This window comes from Bacteroides sp. 14(A), assembly GCF_000526555.1.
Lineage (GTDB): Bacteria > Bacteroidota > Bacteroidia > Bacteroidales > Bacteroidaceae > Bacteroides > Bacteroides cellulosilyticus.
The window spans coordinates 365,532-384,980 of the sequence record NZ_JAGH01000002.1; the positions used below are offsets into that span (position 1 = coordinate 365,532).

Here is a 19,449-nt window from a genome sequence, read left to right on the forward strand (position 1 = left end):
AACAATTAAGTATAGATATATGAAAAAAAGATATTACATAGCAGCCATGTTTGCCCTTGGTTTGGTAGCCCAACCTGCCATCCTACGTGCCAATGCTGCTGACGAAGCTAACAGCATTGAGGCTGTACAGCAACAAAAACAACGCATCAGCGGTTTGCTGACCGATTCTAATGGTGACCCTATCATCGGTGCCACCGTCAGAGTACAAGGTACTACCAATCGTGGTGTTATCAGTGACGTCGAAGGACGATACTCCATCGAAGCTGCTCCCGGCGAAGTACTGGAATTCAGCTATATTGGATTTGTCAGTATAGAACACAGAGTGAAAGCTGATGAAACCACCTTCAACCTCCGAATGGAGATGGATGCCATCGCTACGGAAGAAGTAGTAGTTGTGGGATATGGTAAACAGAAGAAAGAGAGCGTAGTAAGCTCCATGTCCACCGTAGGACCAGCTCAATTGAGTGTAAAGAGTGCCAACCTTACCAACAACATCGCCGGTAAGCTGTCAGGTCTGATTGCCGTACAACGTTCGGGCGAACCGGGTTGGGATGACGCACAATTCTTTATCCGTGGTATCAGTTCGTATGCCGGTGGAACAGACCCATTGGTACTGGTGGACGGTGTACCCCGTAAGATGAACGATATCGATGTGGACGAAATTGAAACATTCTCTATCCTAAAAGACGCCGCCGCAACGGCCGTGTATGGTGCCGAAGGTGCTAACGGTGTGGTATTGATTACTTCCAAACGTGGTAAATCACAAAAAACAGTTGTCAGTATGTCAGCAGAATACGGCTACTCGACACCGCTCCGCCTGCCCAACCTCATGAGTTCTTACGACTATTTGAGCCTATACAACGAAGCAGATTGGAATAGCAACGGTAACCCGCGCGCCAACTATACAGCACCGGTGAGCGACGCTGATCTGGAAAAATATCGTAGCGGCGTAGATCCTGATCTATATCCGGATGCAGACTGGATGAGTATGCTACGTGATCACACCAGCAGCCAGCGCTACACCATTAACTTCCGTGGTGGTGGTGACCGCGTACGCTTCTTCGTATCAGGTGCCTACTACACACAAGACGGTGTATACAAGGAGAAGAAGAACGCCGATTACGATTCAAACATCAGTTTCGACCGTTATAACCTTCGTTCCAATATTGACTTCGAATTGAGCAAGACTACCCGTATGTCCGTAGATATGTCAGGACAGTATATCAACCGTGTGGCTCCCTCCAAAACAGCCAGCGACATCTTCGGTGGTATGACATTGCAACCTGTACACCTCTATCCGCAAATCTATTCTGACGGTTCAGCTTCACAACATCCTAACTATGATAATTCAGGTCTTCGTCAAAACCCCTACAACTTCCTCTACTTCAGTGGATACAGTAAAAGCTGGGACGCTACATTCCAAAGCAAGGTATTGCTAGAACAAGACTTGGATTTCATCACAAAGGGACTTTCCATAAGAGGTAGTGTCAGTTTCGATGCCAACTCCAACCAGTATGTCAACCGTACTATGTCACCCGCTACTTTTACAGCTACCGGACGTGACGCCGATGGCAACCTGATATTCAAGTCACTGGAGTCAGGCTCGGCATTGAGTAACCCCTCAAGCGGTTCATCCGGTGGTAACAAGAAAATATACATTGAGGCGTCCCTCAACTATAAGCGTAACTTCAGCGACAAGCACGATGTTACAGGCTTGCTGCTATACAACCAAAAGGAAACTCAAAAACAAAACGTTGGCGGACTCAACCTGCTTCCTTACCGTAAGCAAAGCGTCGTAGGACGCGGTTCTTATACTTACGACAACCGCTACACCATCGAAGGCAGCTTCGGTATGACAGGTAGTGAGAATTTCGCTCCGGGACACCGTTGGGGTATTTTCCCTGCTGTGGGTGGAGCCTGGTATGTGAGCCATGAAAAGTTCTTCGAACCTGTGCAGAAAGTAATCAGTACACTGAAGTTACGTGCATCCTACGGACGGACCGGTAACGATCAGTTAGGTGAAACTCGTTTCCCTTATCAGGAAGCCATGAATACCGATGCCGGCGGTCTTAACCTGGGTATCTCAGGCATCTCTAATGGTAATGCACAGAATTGGTTCGGTGGATTGAGCGAAAACCGTGCCTACTACGCCAACCTGCGTTGGGAGATTGAGGATAAAACCAATATCGGTTTCGACCTCGGCCTGCTGAACGGACAGTTGGACCTCTCCATGGACTACTTCTCCAACCGTCGTAAAGACATCCTGATTACCCGTAACACGGTTCCTTCTATGAGCGGTTTACAATCCAACCCAACTCAGAACTATGGTATCGTAAGTAACAAAGGTGTGGATGGGAACCTGACTTTCAAACAGCATGTGGGTGGCCTGAATCTGACATTCCGTGCCAACTATACGTATGCCAAGAACAAGATTGTAGAAACAGATGAAATCAAACATAGATACAGCTACCAGGACCTCACAGGTATGTCATTGTGGACTCCTTACCTCTACATCGCCGACGGTCTTTATACACCCGATGATTTCAACATTACCATTGATCCTGTGAGCGGTGCCGAAAGCTACCAACTGAAACCCGGCATAGCCGACCCGGGAGCTGCTGTGGCACCCGGTGATATCAAGTACCGCGACTTAAACGAGGACGGACTTATCAACGACGATGACAAGACCTACCGTAATGGTCATCTGGACAAGACCCCGCGCAGTGTGTACGGTCTTTCACTGAATGCCGAATGGAAAGGATTCTTCGCCGGTATCTTCTTCCAAGGCGTGACGGGCTGTTCCATCAATCTGATGAGCAAAGCATCCAACTTCATGCCGTTCAACCAAGGCAAGGACGCTTCTTCTGCGCGTATGGAGGCTATGAACCGCTGGAAAGCATCCGACCCCTACAACGACAACGTGCTCTACCCTCGCTTGCGTAACAACACCTTTGCACACAACCTGCAAGCGAGTACCTGGTGGTATCGCGATGCCAGCTTCATCCGCTTGAAGAACGTGGAATTCGGTTACCAGTTCAACAAGAAGCAACTGAAGTCACTGCGTCTCACCAACCTGCGCCTTTACGTGCAAGGTACTAACCTAAAAACTTGGGATCACGTGAAGTATTGGGATCCGGAACTGGGCGATGCAAACTCAGGCGCCAAATACCCCATCTCCAGCACCTGGACCTTTGGAGCAGAAGTTACATTCTAAACATCTAATTAATAAACGATATGAAACTGAAAAATTTACTATACGCAACCGTCGGCTCTGCCGTCCTTGCATTCAGCACAGCATCTTGTTCAGACTATCTTGACATATCAGGCGAGTTCAACGCCAGTCTGGGAGTCGATCAAGTTTGGGACAATGCAACCTATACCCGAAACTGGTACGGGGTCATCTACCGCAATCTGATGGAATATTCAGAAACCGGATCAGAAGTTAACGCCTTCAAAAATCCATGGTCAAACCTCTGCGGTGAAATCGCTTCAGAAAAAGCTAGTTCACGCGACGTTATGATGGCAGGTTTCACGGCAGCCAGCGGAAGCTATCATCGCTGGGCTACTTTCTACAAAGACATACGCCAAGCTATGATCTTCATTGAACGCGCCCACGACCAAGGTGTAGGCGATCCCAGCAGTACTAACAAACTGACTGCCGAGGAAATAGCCCGCATGAAAGACGAATGCCGATTCATGATAGCCTATTATTACTTTTCCATGTTCGAGCTTTATGGCCCTGCCTGCATCGTGACGGAGATAGACGACGCTGCCGAACCGCACATAACGGACTACGACCGCGCTACTGTAGACGAAATGGTGAACCACATTGATGGCATATTGGCTCCTCTATGTGACCCCGCACAGTCAAAATTGCCCGAATCAGTCATCACATCATACGCGGACAATACATACAACTTCAACACCAATGAAGTAGTACGCCCCACTATCGTAGTGGCCAAAGCACTACGCGCCAAGTTGTGGATGTATGCTGCCTCCAAGTTATTCAATGGTGGCGATGGTTCCGAATATTACCAGGGACTGCAGAAGTTGCAGAACTCTAAAGGTGAATACATCTTCCCACAGAGTAAGGATCCGCAAAAATGGGTAACTGCCAGAGACCGCGTAAAGGATCTGATAGACTATGCTGAAGCGCAACACCACGCTCTCTATCGCGTGATGGCAAACGGAGTAGAGCAACCCGACCGTTCTGTATACAACCTTTTCCAGGTGTACAATGAAGAAATCCTGTGGTGCAGTACCAACAACAGCTACTCCGACCAGTACAAGATGGAGAAACGCACTAACCCGCGTGACGTGAACTCATGCTATGGTACCATCGGCCCGTCTCAGGATGCTGTAGACATGTTCTTCATGGGTAACGGCCTCGCCATCAATGACCCAAACAGTGGTTATGACGAAACCGGATTCGGTGCTGTAGAAAACCATTGCTACGACCCCGACTATAAAGACAAGAAGACAGACCAGAATATCTCCAACATGTATGCCAACCGTGAACCGCGTTTCTACGCAAGCGTTGTATATCAGGGAAGAAGCTGGTTCAAGAAATGGATGAATGGTAATCCCAACTACATCGTAGATTTCTCTGCAGGTGGCGGAAACGACCTTTCCAACGGTGACAACGTGAAAACCGGGTATATGCTGGGGAAATTTAAGAACCGTACCGTAAATCATGCCAGCGGCGATACTCAGAGTTGGAAACGTGTTTCCATCATCTATCGTCTGGCCGAATTCTATCTGTTCTATGCCGAAGCACTCAATGAAACAGATCCGAGTAATCCAGACATCATCAAGTATATCGACATGGTACGCGAACGCGCAGGCATCCCAGGCTATCAGACCATGAACGATAACGGTATCAAGACCGGCATAATCGGCAATTACGACAAGCAGTTCGATGCCATACAGCACGAACGCTATGTAGAGCTCTATTGCGAGGGACAACGCTATTTCGACATCCGTCGTTGGATGATCTGCGGTGACAAGGACAGAATAGGTTGCGACCAGACACGTTTCTACGGAATGAACATGAAGGGTTCAAAAGACAAGACTCCGGGCGAACCAACTTCTTACTACACGCGTACGAAAGTAGAAAACCGACAATGGACAGACAAACTCTACCTCTATCCCATCCATCAGAATGTGATAGAACTGGCCAACGGACGTATTCCACAAAATTACGGATGGTAAAAAAGACAGCTTTTTTGATTAGTTTTCGAAGGATATAAGTAAAAAGATTGAATGAAGGTTTGGAGGCAGAAACTGGCATAACCGGCCTGGTAACTGCCTCCTTTCTTTTTCAGCTAATAAACCAACAATAAATATACCATGAGCAAAGAGAAAAAATATCGAATCGGGACATACCTGATCCTGATACCTGCTATTCTGTTCCTATTCCCCAAAGTACACGCACAACATGAAAGCAAAACGATCAACGACAGTTGGAAATTCTATCAGGGAGAATGCAAAGCTGCCGCTTCAACAACCTATGATGACAGTGCGTGGAACAGCATACATCTCCCGCACACATGGAATACGGATGCATATACAGAAAAAAAGTATTACCAGGGAACAGGCTGGTATCGCCGTACACTGACATTGCCGCAAAATTGGCAAACCAAACAGGTATTCCTGAAACTGGATGCAGCCAGTAAGGCCGCTGCCATCTACATGAATGGACGGAAAATAGGTGAGCATAACGGTGGATATACTGCCTGCACATTCGATATCACCCCATTCTGTTCATTTGACGCTCCTAATTCTCTCGCTATCCATGTAGATAATGCCCGACAGGATATTCCCCCCATCTCTGCCGACTTTACATTCTTCGGCGGTATCTACCGGGATGTATGGCTTACAGCCGTACCCAAACAACATTTCCATTTGACGAACTATGGTTCAGAAGGAATATTTATCAGTACCCCGCAAGTATCCGAAGAAAAAGGCACAATACTTATTCGCGGAGAGATAAAGAACGATGCAGAACAGAAAGCATCTCTTGAACTGGAACATATCATCTACAATCCCGATGGAAGTATTGCCCAGACCCAGAAACAGTCTATCCAGATAAAAGGTGGAGAATTATACTCTTTCCGCACCGAAACCGCCCCTATTCTGTCCCCCCGATTATGGACACCCGAGGCCCCTCATCTCTACAGAATAGAAAGCATTCTGCGCGATAAAAAAACAAAAGCCATCCTCGACCACAGTAATCACCATACAGGCTTCCGCTGGTTTAGCTTCGATGGTAAGACCGGCTTCTCCCTCAACGGAAAACCTTATAAATTACGCGGTATTTGCCGCCATCAGGACCAAAAACCCATCGGAGTTGCCCTGACAGACGAAATGCACCGTCGTGACATGAAGTTAATGAAAGAGATGGGCGCCAACTTCATCCGCATCTCCCATTATCCGCAAGATGACGCTCTGTTGGAAATGTGCGACAAACTCGGTATGCTAGCTTGGGAAGAAATACCCATTATTGATATTGTGCCCGACACTCCCGGCTATGCAGAAAACTGCGAAAACAATCTGCGAGAAATGATACGCCAGCACTATAACCACCCCTCCATCATCACCTGGGGATACATGAATGAGATATTACTCGTCACCCAGCGCCGCTATAAAAAAGAAGAAGAACTGAAACCCGTGCTGGAACGGACACTGTCACTGGCCAATCGTTTGGAGAAAGTTCTGAAAGAAGAAGATTCCACTCGTGTCAGCACTATGGCTTTTCATGGCAGCAACAGCTACAATGAGGTAGGACTGGGTAACATCACCGATATTGTCGGTTGGAATCTTTACCAAGGCTGGTATGGAGGAGATCTCACAGGCTTCGAACGTTTCCTGACAGAGCAACACAAAAAACACCCTTCTCATCCGATGATTGTCAGCGAATACGGTGCCGGATCTGACAAGCGTCTACATTCGCTGCAACCGCACGCTTTTGATTTCAGTATCGAGTACCAGCAGAAATACCTGGAACACTACTTACCGATATTGGAAGAAACGCCGTATATTTGTGGTGGAACTCACTGGAACTTTATCGATTTCTCTTCTGCATTGCGTGATGAATCTATGCCGCGCATCAACAATAAAGGACTGGTATACTCAGACCGCAGTCCAAAAGACGTGTACTATTACTATAAAGCCGCCTGGCGTCAAGACATTCCCGTGTTACACATTGCCAGCCGTGACTGGACGCACCGTAGCGGTGTACAACATGGAAAGGCTCCGGTTCCACTACCCGTCAAGGTATATACCAATCTTCCGGAAGTGGAACTCTTCATTGACGGAAAATCCTTAGGCAAACAGAAAACAGAGAATTATACAGTTACATTTCAGGTACCATTCAGCCGGAAAAAGCACTTCATCTTCGCCCAAGCTGAAAACAAAGAGTCAGATCAAAGCATCTCCATGATAGAAGATGCCCTCCACATCAACTTCACCCCTATCCCTGCAAATCTGAATGAAACAAACTTACGGAATCTGGAACTTGCCGTAAATGTAGGCAGCAACTGTTTCTATACTTCCGATGAAAGCCAGCTCACGTGGCTACCCGATCAGCCCTACACTGAAAGCAGTTGGGGATATATCGGCGGAGAAAGCAAAAATAGCCAGACACAGGTTGAGAATACCCACGACGGCCCATTGTTTCAAACTCTTCGCAACGAAATTGAAGGGTATTGTTTCGATGTTCCCAACGGAGTCTACGAGGTAGAATTTCTTTTTACAGATATCTTCCGCGAAAATGCAGCAACTGTTTACCAGTTGGGCCGGGAATCCGGTGTAGAGAGCCGTGAAAATATCTTCGATATAGTTATCAATGGTGAGAGCGTTGAAGAGAACTTTTCTCCTTGCCGAGAAAGCGGTTATTTCCATGCTCTACGGAAAAGATACAATATTACAAACTTTCGGAATAAAATTGAAATACGCTTCCCTGTTCGGAATGGAAAAAGCTTTCTGAACGGTATAAAGCTCAGGAAACTTTATTAACTTCAAAACAAAAACACCATGAGAGCTAAAATTTGCTTAGTTATTACCAGTTTGTTGCTCGCAGTAGTCAGTATACATGCACAGTCCATCTGGGATGGGAAACATCTGGAGAGAGTAAAACAATCATTACATCAACCGTACTTTTCGGCCGCCTATCAGGAGCTGATTTCAGGTGCCGACAGGCTACTGGATGTGCGCCCCTTGTCCGTCATGCTGAAAGAGAAGACACCCGGTAGCGGAGACAAGCACGACTACATGAGTCAAGCACGCTATTATTGGCCCGATCCCTCCAAACCCGATGGCCTGCCTTACATCAGCCATGACGGCAAGTCGAACCCCGAACTGGACAAGCTGGATCGCAACCGCCTCGGAGAAACAGCCCAACGTGTAACTACTCTTGCCCTTGCCTGGTACTTTAGCGGCGACGAGAAATATGCCCAAAAGGCAACGGAACTTATCCGCGTATGGTTCTTTAATAAAGATACGCGTATGAATCCAAACCTGGAGTATGCCCAGATGATACCGGGACACAACAACAATAAGGGACGTTGTTACGGCGTCATAGACACTTATTCATTCGTAGAGATGCTGGATGCCGTACAGTTGTTAGAGAAGTCGGAAGCCTTTACGCCCAAGGATGCCAAGCAGCTGAAAACCTGGTTCGGCAAGTTGCTGACGTGGATACTGAATAGTCCGCAGGGACAGGAAGAAGCCCGTCAGGCCAATAACCATAGCACGGCGCATGATGCACAAGTGATAGCCTTTGCCATGTACGCAGGAAACATGAAAGTAGCCCGGGAAGTCATCAATGCCATTCCCCGGAAGCGCCTCTTCACCCAGATAGAGCCGGACGGCAAACAACCGCATGAACTACGCCGCACTCTCGCTTTCGGTTACTCACAATTCAATCTGTCTCATTTCATTGACATCTTCATGATGGCCCGGAAGATCGGGATTTCTATTGATAATGCAACCTCCGAAGACGGACGAAGCTTCTACAAAGCCATGGACTTTCTGGTACCATACGTTGGAAAAGATGTCAAAGCCTGGCCGTACCAGCAGATCAGTGAATGGAAATACAAGCAACAGGAATTCTGCAAAGACCTGTACCGCACTTTCCTGCTGAACCCCGAACGCAAAGATTATCTGAAGCTCTATAAAACCCATCGCATCATCGACTGGAAAGACCGTTTCAACCTGTTATGGATGGAAGCCGATGATGTGGACAATGCCTATGCCTTTGCCTGCGGACAACTGCAATTTGCCATGCAGTGTGCTGCCAAGGCCCGAAAAGAGGCAGACAATCAATGCAAGCATCGTGTAATTCCCCGTAGCATCAACAAAGACGGTTCGCTGCGGATGATACATCCTCACGATTGGTGCTCAGGCTTCTTTCCCGGTTCATTATGGCAGGTATACGCCTATACAAACGATGATTTCTGGCGGCAGCAGGCCATCAGCAATACTTGGCTGATAGAAGAAGCCAAATGGCATAAAGGCACTCACGACCTCGGTTTCATGATGAACAACAGTTTCGGCAAAGCCTATCAGTTGACAGGCGAACGCTCTTACAAAGATGTGGTGCTGCAAAGCGCCAAAACCCTGATTACCCGCTACAATAAGAAAGTAAAGAGCATCCGTTCGTGGGATCATAATCGCGATAAATGGAAGTTTCCGGTAATCATCGACAACCTGATGAACCTGGAAATGCTATTCTGGGCTACACAGGAAACCGGAGATTCCATCTACTGGAAGGTTGCCGTAAATCATGCCAATACAACTATGAAGAATCATTTCCGCCCGGACTACTCTTCTTTCCACGTAGTAGATTACGATCCGGAAACCGGTGAAGTACGCGCCAGACAAACCGCACAAGGCTATGCCGACGATTCCTTCTGGAGCCGCGGACAGGCATGGGCACTATACGGATATACCATGTGCTACCGCTTCACCAAGAACCCCGCATACCTGCAACAGGCACGCCACATTGCAAATTTCTTTTTCGGCCTGCCCAACCTGCCGGAAGACCTGGTTCCCTACTGGGACATGAAAGCTCCCGGCATCCCCGACATTCCCCGCGACGCCTCGGCTGCCGCCATCATGGCTTCCGCCCTGTATGAACTCCGCACTTACGTTTCAGCAGAAGATGGCAACCGCTACCAAAGCATTGCCGACAAGATAGTGGACAGCCTCAACCGGCACTATCAGGCCGAGCCGGGAACAACTTATGGCTTCCTGCTCCTCCATTCCACCGGACACCATCCGGGAGGTGATGAAATTGATGTGCCCATCAACTATGCCGACTATTATTATCTGGAAGCATTGGCAAGAAAAGAGGCTCTTAAGCAATAATTAGAACTTTTTGAGACGGTAGTTCATCTTTTTGAGACGTTTTGTATGGTGAGCAAACTACTTTTCCACTATTTTTGTAGCACAGAGATATTAGAATCATTTTTATAAAAGAAAAAGACATGAAAAACTTATTCGACATTAAAGACAAAGTGATTATCGTCACCGGCGGTTGCGGTATTCTGGGTAAAAGTATTGCCAACTACCTCGCTGAGCAAGGCGCAAAAATCGTAATTCTCGACCGTGTAGAAGAAATCGGTAAAGAACTGGAAGCAGAACTCAACCAGAAGACGGAAGCCCTGTTCCTGGTAACAGACGTTCTGAACAAGGAAATACTGGAAGAAAACAAGAAAGCCATCCTGGAACGCTTCGGCACCATCGACATTTTGCTGAACGCTGCCGGCGGTAATATGCCCGGCGCCACCATTGCTCCGGACAAGACGGTACTCGACTTGGATGTAGACGCTTTCAAGAAAGTAGTTGACCTCAATCTCTTCGGTACCATTCTGCCTACCATGGCATTTGTAGATGTTATGGCAAAGAATAAGAAAGGTGTGATCGTAAACTTCTGTTCCGAATCAGCACTGCGTCCTCTGACACGCGTGGTAGGTTATGGTTCCGCCAAAGCCGCCATTGCCAACTACACCCGCTATATGGCAACGGAGCTAGCCACCAAATTCAGTCCTGAACTCCGTGTAAACGCCATCGTTCCGGGTTTCCTGCTGACCAACCAGAACCGTGCCCTGCTGACCAATCCGGACGGATCTTATACGGACCGTGCAAAGACTATCATCGCCCACACCCCATGCGGACGCTTTGCTGAACCGGAAGAATTGTTCGGAACCATTCACTACCTCATCAGTGATGCTTCCTCCTTCGTGACAGGTGCCCTGTCGGTAGTAGACGGTGGTTTTGACGCCTTCTCTATCTAATACTAACTCATAAACCCATTCATTATGATATTATGTGAACAAACCTGGCGCTGGTACGGTCCTAATGATCCCGTCAGCCTGTGGGATATCAAACAAGCCGGAGCAACCGGTATCGTGAACGCCCTGCACCACATCCCGAACGGTGAAGTGTGGACAGTAGAAGAAATCATGAAGCGCAAAGAAATGATCGAAGCTGTCGGTCTGCGCTGGTCAGTAGTAGAAAGCGTGCCTGTACACGAGCATATCAAGACTCAGACAGGAGATTTCCAGAAATACATCGATAATTATAAAGAAAGCTTGCGTAATCTCGGTAAGTGTGGCGTGAACATTGTAACCTACAACTTCATGCCTGTACTGGACTGGACGCGTACCGACCTCGCTTACGAACTGCCCGACGGCAGCCGCGCCCTGCGTTTCGAACGTGCCGCTTTCATCGCCTTCGACCTCTTCCTGCTGAAGCGTCCCGGTGCCGAAAACGACTACACCGACGAAGAGAAGGCCAAGGCCAAAGCTCGTTTTGAGCAAATGACGGATGCCGACAAGCAACTGCTCATCCGCAACATGATTGCCGGACTGCCCGGTTCGGAAGAGAGCTTCACACTGGAGCAATTCCAGCAGGAACTCGACCGCTACAAAGACATCACACCTGAAAAGCTGCGTGCCAACTTGATTTACTTCTTGCAGGAAATCACTCCGGTTGCCGACGAAGCCGGTGTAGAGCTGGTTATCCATCCGGATGATCCCCCCTGCTCCATCCTCGGCCTGCCGCGCATTATGAGCAGCGCTGCCGATTTCCAGGCACTGATAGATGCCGTTCCCAACAAGAGCAACGGACTTTGTCTTTGCACCGGTTCGCTCGGTGTAAGCAGCTCCAACGACCTGGAAGGCATGATGAAGCAATTCGGTGACCGTATCAACTTCGTCCACTTCCGCAGCACACAGCGTGACGCAGAAGGCAACTTCTACGAAGCCAACCACCTGGAAGGTGATGTGGATATGTATCACGTCATGAAAGCTTTCCTCGAACTGCAACAGAAGAGACAAGTATCCATCCCCATGCGTCCCGACCACGGACACCAGATGGTGGACGACCTGAAGAAAAAAACCAATCCGGGATACTCCTGCATCGGCCGCCTGCGCGGACTGGCAGAACTGCGCGGACTGGAAATGGGTATCGCAAAGTCTATCTTTAAGGATTCCCATTAAGCAGTCTCAACCACCTGACGCGTCCATACTATTAATTACGGGCTACAAGGCACCTATCATTCGTGCCTGTAGCCCGTAACTAATTATAAACTATTCTATCGGTGAATTTATATTATTCTACCTACTCAATAGTTTCATTTTGACACTTTGCTTTTTATGCATAACGAGAATGCCATATTTCCGTCCCGTTACAGGGAAGAACAAAAAGAAACGAGCGAATATCGGCATTTCACTGGCTGACAGTGCAATACAGAAATACATACAACTCTAATAAAAGAAAAACAGACGGTCTGTAAGCTGAAAACAGATGGTCTGTCTTCCATATATAGACCGTTCGTCTCCCATCTATAGATAGTTCGCATCAGATATATAGATTATTCATGTCCCATCTATAGATTGTTCGTGTCCCATCCATAGTTCCTTTGTGAAAGAAGTATAGTTTCTTGCATACGTATTGCATATACAGCTTGTTTTATGCAAAAAACATGGATGTATATTCTGCATATTATGCATCCGGAGTCTATTTCGGATATTTTCGGGAAAGCCTCTGTCACTAAAAGAATCATTCCGGTTACTTTTTGTCCGGAATAAAGCGTAACGAGTTTCACTTCTGTACGAATCAGAACCTAAAAAGAATGCGGAGCCACCTAAAGGACCCCGCATTCGCAAAATAAAAAGAGGAAGGAGGACATATACACAATACTATATGTCACTTGTTCACCTTCAAAAGATACGTTTTTTTCATATTCAACGTTCAAATATCTCTATGTTTTTATTCCAAGCTTAAAGAATATCAAATCAAATCGCTACAGCTTCTTCTTACAAAAAGGTTCACATACCTTTCATCAAGCACCTTCCACGATACCGGCAACGTATAGGTAAAATCTACCTTATCACCAGTATGAATCATCATTACCGGGGAGTATTCTCCCGGCTCCAAATTAGGCAGGATCACCAACACCTCTGTGTCGGTATACTTAAACACTCTTTTAACATGTATCAATGTGCCCTTATCGGAGACGGGAGAAAGACCCAGGTAAATAGTTCCAAGTGAAGATAGACACAGGTTTTCACCTGTAATAACGACCGGAGCATTCGGAGTAATCGTGCCATTACGCAAACCCGTCAACGGATCGTACACTTCCTTAATAACAGGAACCTTTCTTCCGAAAATCATCGAAGTTCCATTTCCTTCCTGCTTCCTATGGTGTAGCTCAGCCGCCATTTTCTTTCTATCTTTCATCATTTATTCTATTCCTTATTAGTTAGTAATAACAGCTTCTTAACTGCACTACAAAATTACATCACAATGCATATACATTTGTGGCAAGAACAAGAAAGATCAAGCATTCGGGTTTTCTATATATGACGAGGTAAACAAGAACCGGCACTTTTTTTCGGAAATGGGGTATCTCTAAAAAGAAATGTTACGATTTCCGAAACAAGTAGCCCTCGAAAAGTGTTAAATAGACAATAGACAAATCTCTAACTCACACAGAAGATTATGATAACAAACGAGTTAAACACAGGATTAGTAAATGCCGTCAGAGAGAAACTCCCATCCAAAGACAATCTTGCCAATGCTTTAATGGACATTCTTTATATAGGCAAAGAAGCTATATATCGCCGGCTACGGGGTGAAGTACCTTTCACACTGACCGAAGCCGCTATTATATCCAGAAAACTGGGTATATCACTGGATAAGATGATAGGCGTAAGTTTCCAGGACAATGCTGTATTCGACATGAATATAGTGGGCAGCAACAAGCCTCTCGAAACCTACTATTCCATATTAGAAAAGCAGGTAGAACTGTTTCATGCAGTCGAGGAAGATGAGAACTCGGAAATAGGAACCTCCTCCAACATCATTCCCCAGACTCTCTCCCTGAATTATGACATGCTCTCCAAATTCCGCTTATTCAAATGGATGTATCAGAATGAAAACATCCGATGCAAGCATTTTGATGAATTGAATATTCCGCAGAATATGGTAGACAAACAAAAGGAGTATGCCCGAATGGTATCCCGCATCCATTCCGTAGACTACATCTGGGACAATATGATTTTCAGTCACCTGGTCACGGACATCCAATACTTTTGCAGCATCCACCTCATTACGGATGAAGACAAGAATCTCCTGAAGGAAGAATTGTTCGTATTGATAGATGAAATGGAAGCACTGGCCGCCCGAGGGAAAAGCAAAGCAGGCAACGACGTCAGAATCTATATTTCGAATATCAACTTCGAAGCGACCTATAGTTATTTGGAGACAAGTTCCACGCAACTCAGCCTGATCCGCATCTATTCCATCAACTCCATTACGACACAGGATCCCGAGATGTTCCGCGGATTGAAGGAGTGGATTCAATCATTAAAGAAATTCTCAACCCTGATATCCGAAAGCGGCGAGATGCAACGCATTCAGTTCTTTAAGCAGCAGCGAGAAATCATCAGCACATTGTAGCGCTTTCTTTCGAATAATGAAATATATCCAAAGATATTTATCCTATATTGAAAACAGATAGACCGACTATCTGTTTTGTTTCACGTTTCAGCTATTTCCCTTAGCATTCTTTTCAAACAGAAAATAACTCCGCCTTGCACACATGAAATCATACATAGAAGTTTCATATACAAGTTCTATATTTGTATAAGTCACAAAACGTTCTATGATAATTGATTATTAATAAAAAAGAAGAAGGCTATGACAAAGAATTATATTGTAAAAGAGTTGATTAATCAGATGAAAGAGAGAATTCCTCCGGGACATAATTTAGCTAATTATCTGACGGATACATTATATATGGGAAAAGAAGCGGTTTATCGCAGGCTGCGAGGAGAAGTTGCATTCACCTTTGATGAAATAGCCGTCATTTCCCATAATCTGGGTATCTCTATCGATCAGATTATTGGAAACCACTTATCCAACCGGGTCACTTTTGATTTGAATCTGCTGCATTCACCCAACTTGATGGAAAGTTACTATGAGATTGTGGAACGCTATCTGCGTATATTCCAGCTTGTAAACGGAGATGAAAACAGTGAGACATATTCCGCCACCAACACCATTCCTTTCACCCTCTACTCATCTTATGAATATCTTTCCAAATTCCGTATTTGCCGGTGGATCTATCAGAATGGGAAGATGAAAACGCCTAACTCTCTGAGTGATATGCATGTGCCTGAAAAGATCATCAACGCTCACAAAAAGCTGAGTGAAAGCATCAGAAAGGTAGGAAAAACCTACTTTGTATGGGACAGCAATGTTTTTCAGTCTGTCGTGAAAGAGATAAAGTACTTTGCCGGATTGAACCTGATATCCACATCGGATGTCATGTACCTGAAAAATGAGTTGCAACAGTTACTCACGGATCTGGAGCACTTATCCATTAAAGGTGAATTCAACGAAGGACATGAATTATACATCTACCTGTCGAACATTGATTTTGAAGCAACATACAGTTATGTTAGCAGGAAGGATTATCAGATCAGCCTTTTCAGAGTGTATTCTATCAATTCGATGGACTCACAAAGTCCCCAAATCTGCCAGATACAAAAAAACTGGATACAGTCTTTGAAAAGGCACTCCACACTGATTTCGGGAAGCGGAGAGGCACAGAGGATTGCGTTTATTGAGAAACAGAGGAATATTATTGATGTATTATAAGAAAGGGGATAGCTAAACTATCCCCTTTCTTATAAATTAGTCTATAGTCCTCACACAGCGATAATGAACCCAAGACAGACCAGAGTCTGTATAATCCCACGATTGTGTTTGGAGTTGACCATTTTCCGAAGCATTGGGACTAGGACCAACTACATAAAACTTACCGGATTCACTAACGGTTTGTGACCATAGCCAATTATCAACCTTCACGAATCCACCTGACCAAGTCGGCACAGTAAAACCATCACCATTATAAGAGGTTTTCATCCCACCTAAACCATAGATTAGTAATAATTCCCTTTGAGTAGGTAATCGCCAATTGCCTGATCTCCCCTCACATTCGGCCTTTGCGCCCATTCCGGTATTTACCTTATCCACCAAATCAACCTCAAACTTCGGAGCCACCTTATTATATTGGGCCGGAGATTCACCTGAAGCAAGCAATATAGAAGACTTCACACCTCCATTATTGTCGCGTGAAATAATAGTAGCTCCCGAGACTTTTGGATAACCTCCACTACTGGCACCATTTCTGACACATCGGAAGTATTGTTTATCCCAATCCCAAATAGAATTAGTTGTAGTTCTACCATTTGAAAAGTCTATTGTAAAACGTGTATTTGAATCAATAGGATCGACCGATGAAGACCAATTCCTATCTGCATACCATCCAAATATATTTTGTCCAGCATAGCCGTTGCCTTGAGTTGCATCTCCCCCCAAAGCATCTCGATAAACATAGGATAATATCAATTCATTCGCATTAGGAAGTCGCCATCCATCCCCCACAGCCTTACATATTTTATCGGCCTCAGCAATATCTTTTTTAAGTCCCTCGTTTGCTCTATTCTCATCATAGTATAATCGTTTGTCGAACCGAAGTGGATAAAGATAGAAAAGAGGTTCTCCACTATCTGTATAGGATGTTTTCTTCGATACCATTTTTAAATCAATCGTAGTGTAGAACGGATAATCTATATAAGATTCCTGACTCCCAGCACGCATCACGTTTCTAAACGTAATTCTTATCGTTCCACTTTTCCCTTCCTTCCATTTACCAGGATGAAGCTTTAATCTGAAATTGTATCCACGACCAATTATACTCAACGGATTAAATCCAAGCTCGTCTGGATTATCTACAACAGAATGCTCCCACATAATATTATCCGTATTGCTTCTACCTACAACTATATCATTTTCCGAATCAGACACTATTAACCCTGTTCCATCATCACCGATAATATCCAACTGTTCTATCTTGGTAATCTCCCAATTATTATTTGTAAGGAGTTGCAAATATTGTTCTGCTCCAAGATGTACTTCATAACTACGGGGACTCAAACTCTCATAATACTGAAATGAGAAATCCAACAACGCCTGAACGATAGTAAACTCTCTTTGTGCACCTAACAATATTCCCTCCTTATTATGCAAAGTAAACAACAACTTATCCACACGCCAATAATCACTTTTCTCATCGCCATCCACTTTAACTTTCGGCTCTACACTAAAAGCCTGTACACTGCCGTAAAATGGTGTAGCTGTTGCTCTATCCGGATTCAGAGCCGGAATTAAACCTCCCCAATCCGGGTACGCTATTAAGCCCGCAAAATCCCTGTCCGGCTCAAGCCGCGCATCAAGTCTATCCGTAGAAAACATCACATACACAGATTGCGGCTCAATGGTATTAGTGGAAACATTAGTTGCTCTGAGACGAAAGAAAAGATTCTCTATTTCATTTCCGTATGCATCCACAAACTTGATTACCCCCGGCTCTATCATCTTCTGCGTCACTGTAATCTCCTGGGAAAGCCTCGCCGTTTTCAGCAGAACAGTCCCCGTACGAGTGTCACCGATTCCTAACGCATTATCAAAATACCCCATACTCAGCTTAAACTGTGTATCACTATTTGATGCACCAGACATTGTAGCACTCCCACCGGAAGTACCATCATTAATTCTGAGCCAACTCTCCCCATTTGTAACGGTAGCTGTCCAGCCGCCAGGGACATCAGTAAATACATCTACGGCGTATTCACTAATCTGAAACTGAGATATCTGCACATCTGTTACGCTCACACCAAGCATATACTGCCCATTGTAGACTACATCCTTTATTTTATTACGGTTATAGCTAATCACACGCGTTTTCATGTTAGACATTACTGTATAGGAAGCCAAGGCGTCAACTTTATCAGTAAACCCCGGACCTGAAACCTCATTAATGTCAACAACATATTTGTAATTTCGCATCAAAGGCATATACTCTACCTTCGTTCCTTCCTCTATCGTGACCTTTTGGGTAAAATCTACCCGATAATAGTAAGAGTCTCCAACTGCAACTCCATTTTCAATCATCTTCCCCATTACAATCAGACATGTCGCATTCTTGCGACTTGCATTACCGTCCTCACCCACTCCACCGGCATCTATTGCCGCAGAAGCTTCAAGAGCATAGATTTCTCCAATATAAGAGGCAGCGCCATTCACCTGATACCTAATAGCATTCTCTGCACCCAAAGTCTTACCCGGGTCGGATGGCATATTGGGGGCAGTTGGTGTCAGGTTTATCTTCCCATTACTATCCCATTCAGGAGACACATATCCATTTGTATTGAAATTGGCCAGATACACATCTTCTATCTTGAAATTAGAAGTTGAATTTTGTATATCAATACGCGCCAACATTCGCTTCATCTCAATGTTGGCTATACTCACCGAAGGTTCTATCTTCGCCACCTCTATCTCTCCGTACATAGGAATTGCGGTGTAATTATCAGCATCAGCAAGCCACTTTCCGCTATTTTGAAAAATCAGACTGTTCAATACATCATTTTTGGGAGTTCCTTTCGTTAAACCGGAAAGTGAGCAATTTACCACTACCGCTATGCACACTTTCTTGGAAGAGAGAGTAAGCGGAGCTGAAAAATCTACCTTTGAGCTACCTCCAGCTAAATTCTGCTCAATATTCTGGCTTTCCACTTCCACCCATTCCAAAAGAACAGCAGGTTCTACTGAAGCATCAAACACCAGAATATCTACACTTTGTACCTCATCTTCTTTATTAGCCTCTCCCACTCCTACCATTGAGCGTGAAGCTACTGACGGCATTTTCACATCAAAAACAGACAGACTAAATTCCACGCTGTTTTCAGTTTTCTTTGGAGGAGTCGCAAACTCCTCTTGTACACACCCACTGAGGCATACCACTGTCATCAGAGTATATATCAACAAATGCTTTTTGAATATTGAAACAGTATATCTCATTATAATTTTCTC

The 19,449-nt window shown here is 45.3% G+C and carries 10 protein-coding genes; 8 read left to right on the forward strand and 2 right to left on the reverse strand.

Translation table 11 applies throughout. The features are described 5' to 3' along the window. The first annotated feature begins 19 nt into the window (after positions 1-19). The 6 genes from K429_RS0109185 to uxuA all read left to right on the forward strand — a co-directional run bounded on the left by K429_RS0109185 (position 20) and on the right by uxuA (position 12,503). Positions 20-3,214, forward strand: coding sequence for a TonB-dependent receptor (locus K429_RS0109185; RefSeq protein WP_022208301.1), 3,195 nt, complete (start codon positions 20-22; stop codon positions 3,212-3,214). A 20-nt stretch (positions 3,215-3,234) separates the two neighbouring features. After that, positions 3,235-5,211, forward strand: a complete 1,977-nt coding sequence (locus K429_RS0109190) for a RagB/SusD family nutrient uptake outer membrane protein (RefSeq protein WP_026366706.1) — start codon at positions 3,235-3,237, stop codon at positions 5,209-5,211. Between the two features lie 138 nt (positions 5,212-5,349). Then, entirely contained in the window at positions 5,350-8,016 is a 2,667-nt protein-coding gene (locus K429_RS0109195; protein ID WP_026366707.1) for a glycoside hydrolase family 2 TIM barrel-domain containing protein, read from the forward strand. An 18-nt stretch (positions 8,017-8,034) separates the two neighbouring features. After that, positions 8,035-10,368 carry an alginate lyase family protein gene (locus K429_RS0109200; protein ID WP_026366708.1) on the forward strand — a complete coding sequence of 778 codons (2,334 nt, stop codon included), beginning with the start codon at positions 8,035-8,037 and terminating at the stop codon, positions 10,366-10,368. 119 nt (positions 10,369-10,487) lie between these two features. After that, positions 10,488-11,297 carry an SDR family oxidoreductase gene (locus K429_RS0109205; protein ID WP_007211034.1) on the forward strand — a complete coding sequence of 270 codons (810 nt, stop codon included), beginning with the start codon at positions 10,488-10,490 and terminating at the stop codon, positions 11,295-11,297. A 24-nt stretch (positions 11,298-11,321) separates the two neighbouring features. Beyond that, positions 11,322-12,503 (forward strand): mannonate dehydratase, encoded by a 1,182-nt coding sequence (gene uxuA, locus K429_RS0109210; RefSeq protein WP_007211035.1) that lies wholly within the window; start codon positions 11,322-11,324, stop codon positions 12,501-12,503. Positions 12,504-13,296: 793 nt separating this feature from the next. On the opposite strand, the gene K429_RS0109220 is transcribed toward uxuA, so the two are convergent. Next, the gene (locus tag K429_RS0109220) at positions 13,297-13,749 is read right to left on the reverse strand and encodes a DUF4469 domain-containing protein (protein ID WP_007211038.1); all 453 of its coding nucleotides are present in this window, start codon (positions 13,747-13,749) and stop codon (positions 13,297-13,299) included. A gap of 258 nt (positions 13,750-14,007) precedes the next feature. Here K429_RS0109220 and K429_RS0109225 point away from each other — a divergent pair, with 258 nt between their 5' ends. Further along, positions 14,008-14,967, forward strand: coding sequence for a hypothetical protein (locus K429_RS0109225; RefSeq protein WP_007216739.1), 960 nt, complete (start codon positions 14,008-14,010; stop codon positions 14,965-14,967). A 240-nt stretch (positions 14,968-15,207) separates the two neighbouring features. Next, positions 15,208-16,170 carry a hypothetical protein gene (locus tag K429_RS0109230; protein WP_007216738.1) on the forward strand — a complete coding sequence of 321 codons (963 nt, stop codon included), beginning with the start codon at positions 15,208-15,210 and terminating at the stop codon, positions 16,168-16,170. A 36-nt stretch (positions 16,171-16,206) separates the two neighbouring features. On the opposite strand, the gene K429_RS0109235 is transcribed toward K429_RS0109230, so the two are convergent. Then, positions 16,207-19,437, reverse strand: coding sequence for a hypothetical protein (locus tag K429_RS0109235; RefSeq protein ID WP_026366709.1), 3,231 nt, complete (start codon positions 19,435-19,437; stop codon positions 16,207-16,209). Between the last annotated feature and the right edge of the window lie 12 nt (positions 19,438-19,449).

What these genes read in the sequence shown, in the direction of transcription:
- uxuA (WP_007211035.1), top strand. Translation starts at nt 11,322, where the DNA reads ATGATATTATGTGAACAAACCTGGCGCTGGTACGGTCCTAATGATCCC.
- K429_RS0109225 (WP_007216739.1), top strand. Translation starts at nt 14,008, where the DNA reads ATGATAACAAACGAGTTAAACACAGGATTAGTAAATGCCGTCAGAGAG.
- K429_RS0109200 (WP_026366708.1), top strand. Translation starts at nt 8,035, where the DNA reads ATGAGAGCTAAAATTTGCTTAGTTATTACCAGTTTGTTGCTCGCAGTA.
- K429_RS0109185 (WP_022208301.1), top strand. Translation starts at nt 20, where the DNA reads ATGAAAAAAAGATATTACATAGCAGCCATGTTTGCCCTTGGTTTGGTA.
- K429_RS0109205 (WP_007211034.1), top strand. Translation starts at nt 10,488, where the DNA reads ATGAAAAACTTATTCGACATTAAAGACAAAGTGATTATCGTCACCGGC.
- K429_RS0109220 (WP_007211038.1), bottom strand. Translation starts at nt 13,749, where the DNA reads ATGATGAAAGATAGAAAGAAAATGGCGGCTGAGCTACACCATAGGAAG.
- K429_RS0109235 (WP_026366709.1), bottom strand. Translation starts at nt 19,437, where the DNA reads ATGAGATATACTGTTTCAATATTCAAAAAGCATTTGTTGATATATACT.
- K429_RS0109230 (WP_007216738.1), top strand. Translation starts at nt 15,208, where the DNA reads ATGACAAAGAATTATATTGTAAAAGAGTTGATTAATCAGATGAAAGAG.
- K429_RS0109190 (WP_026366706.1), top strand. Translation starts at nt 3,235, where the DNA reads ATGAAACTGAAAAATTTACTATACGCAACCGTCGGCTCTGCCGTCCTT.
- K429_RS0109195 (WP_026366707.1), top strand. Translation starts at nt 5,350, where the DNA reads ATGAGCAAAGAGAAAAAATATCGAATCGGGACATACCTGATCCTGATA.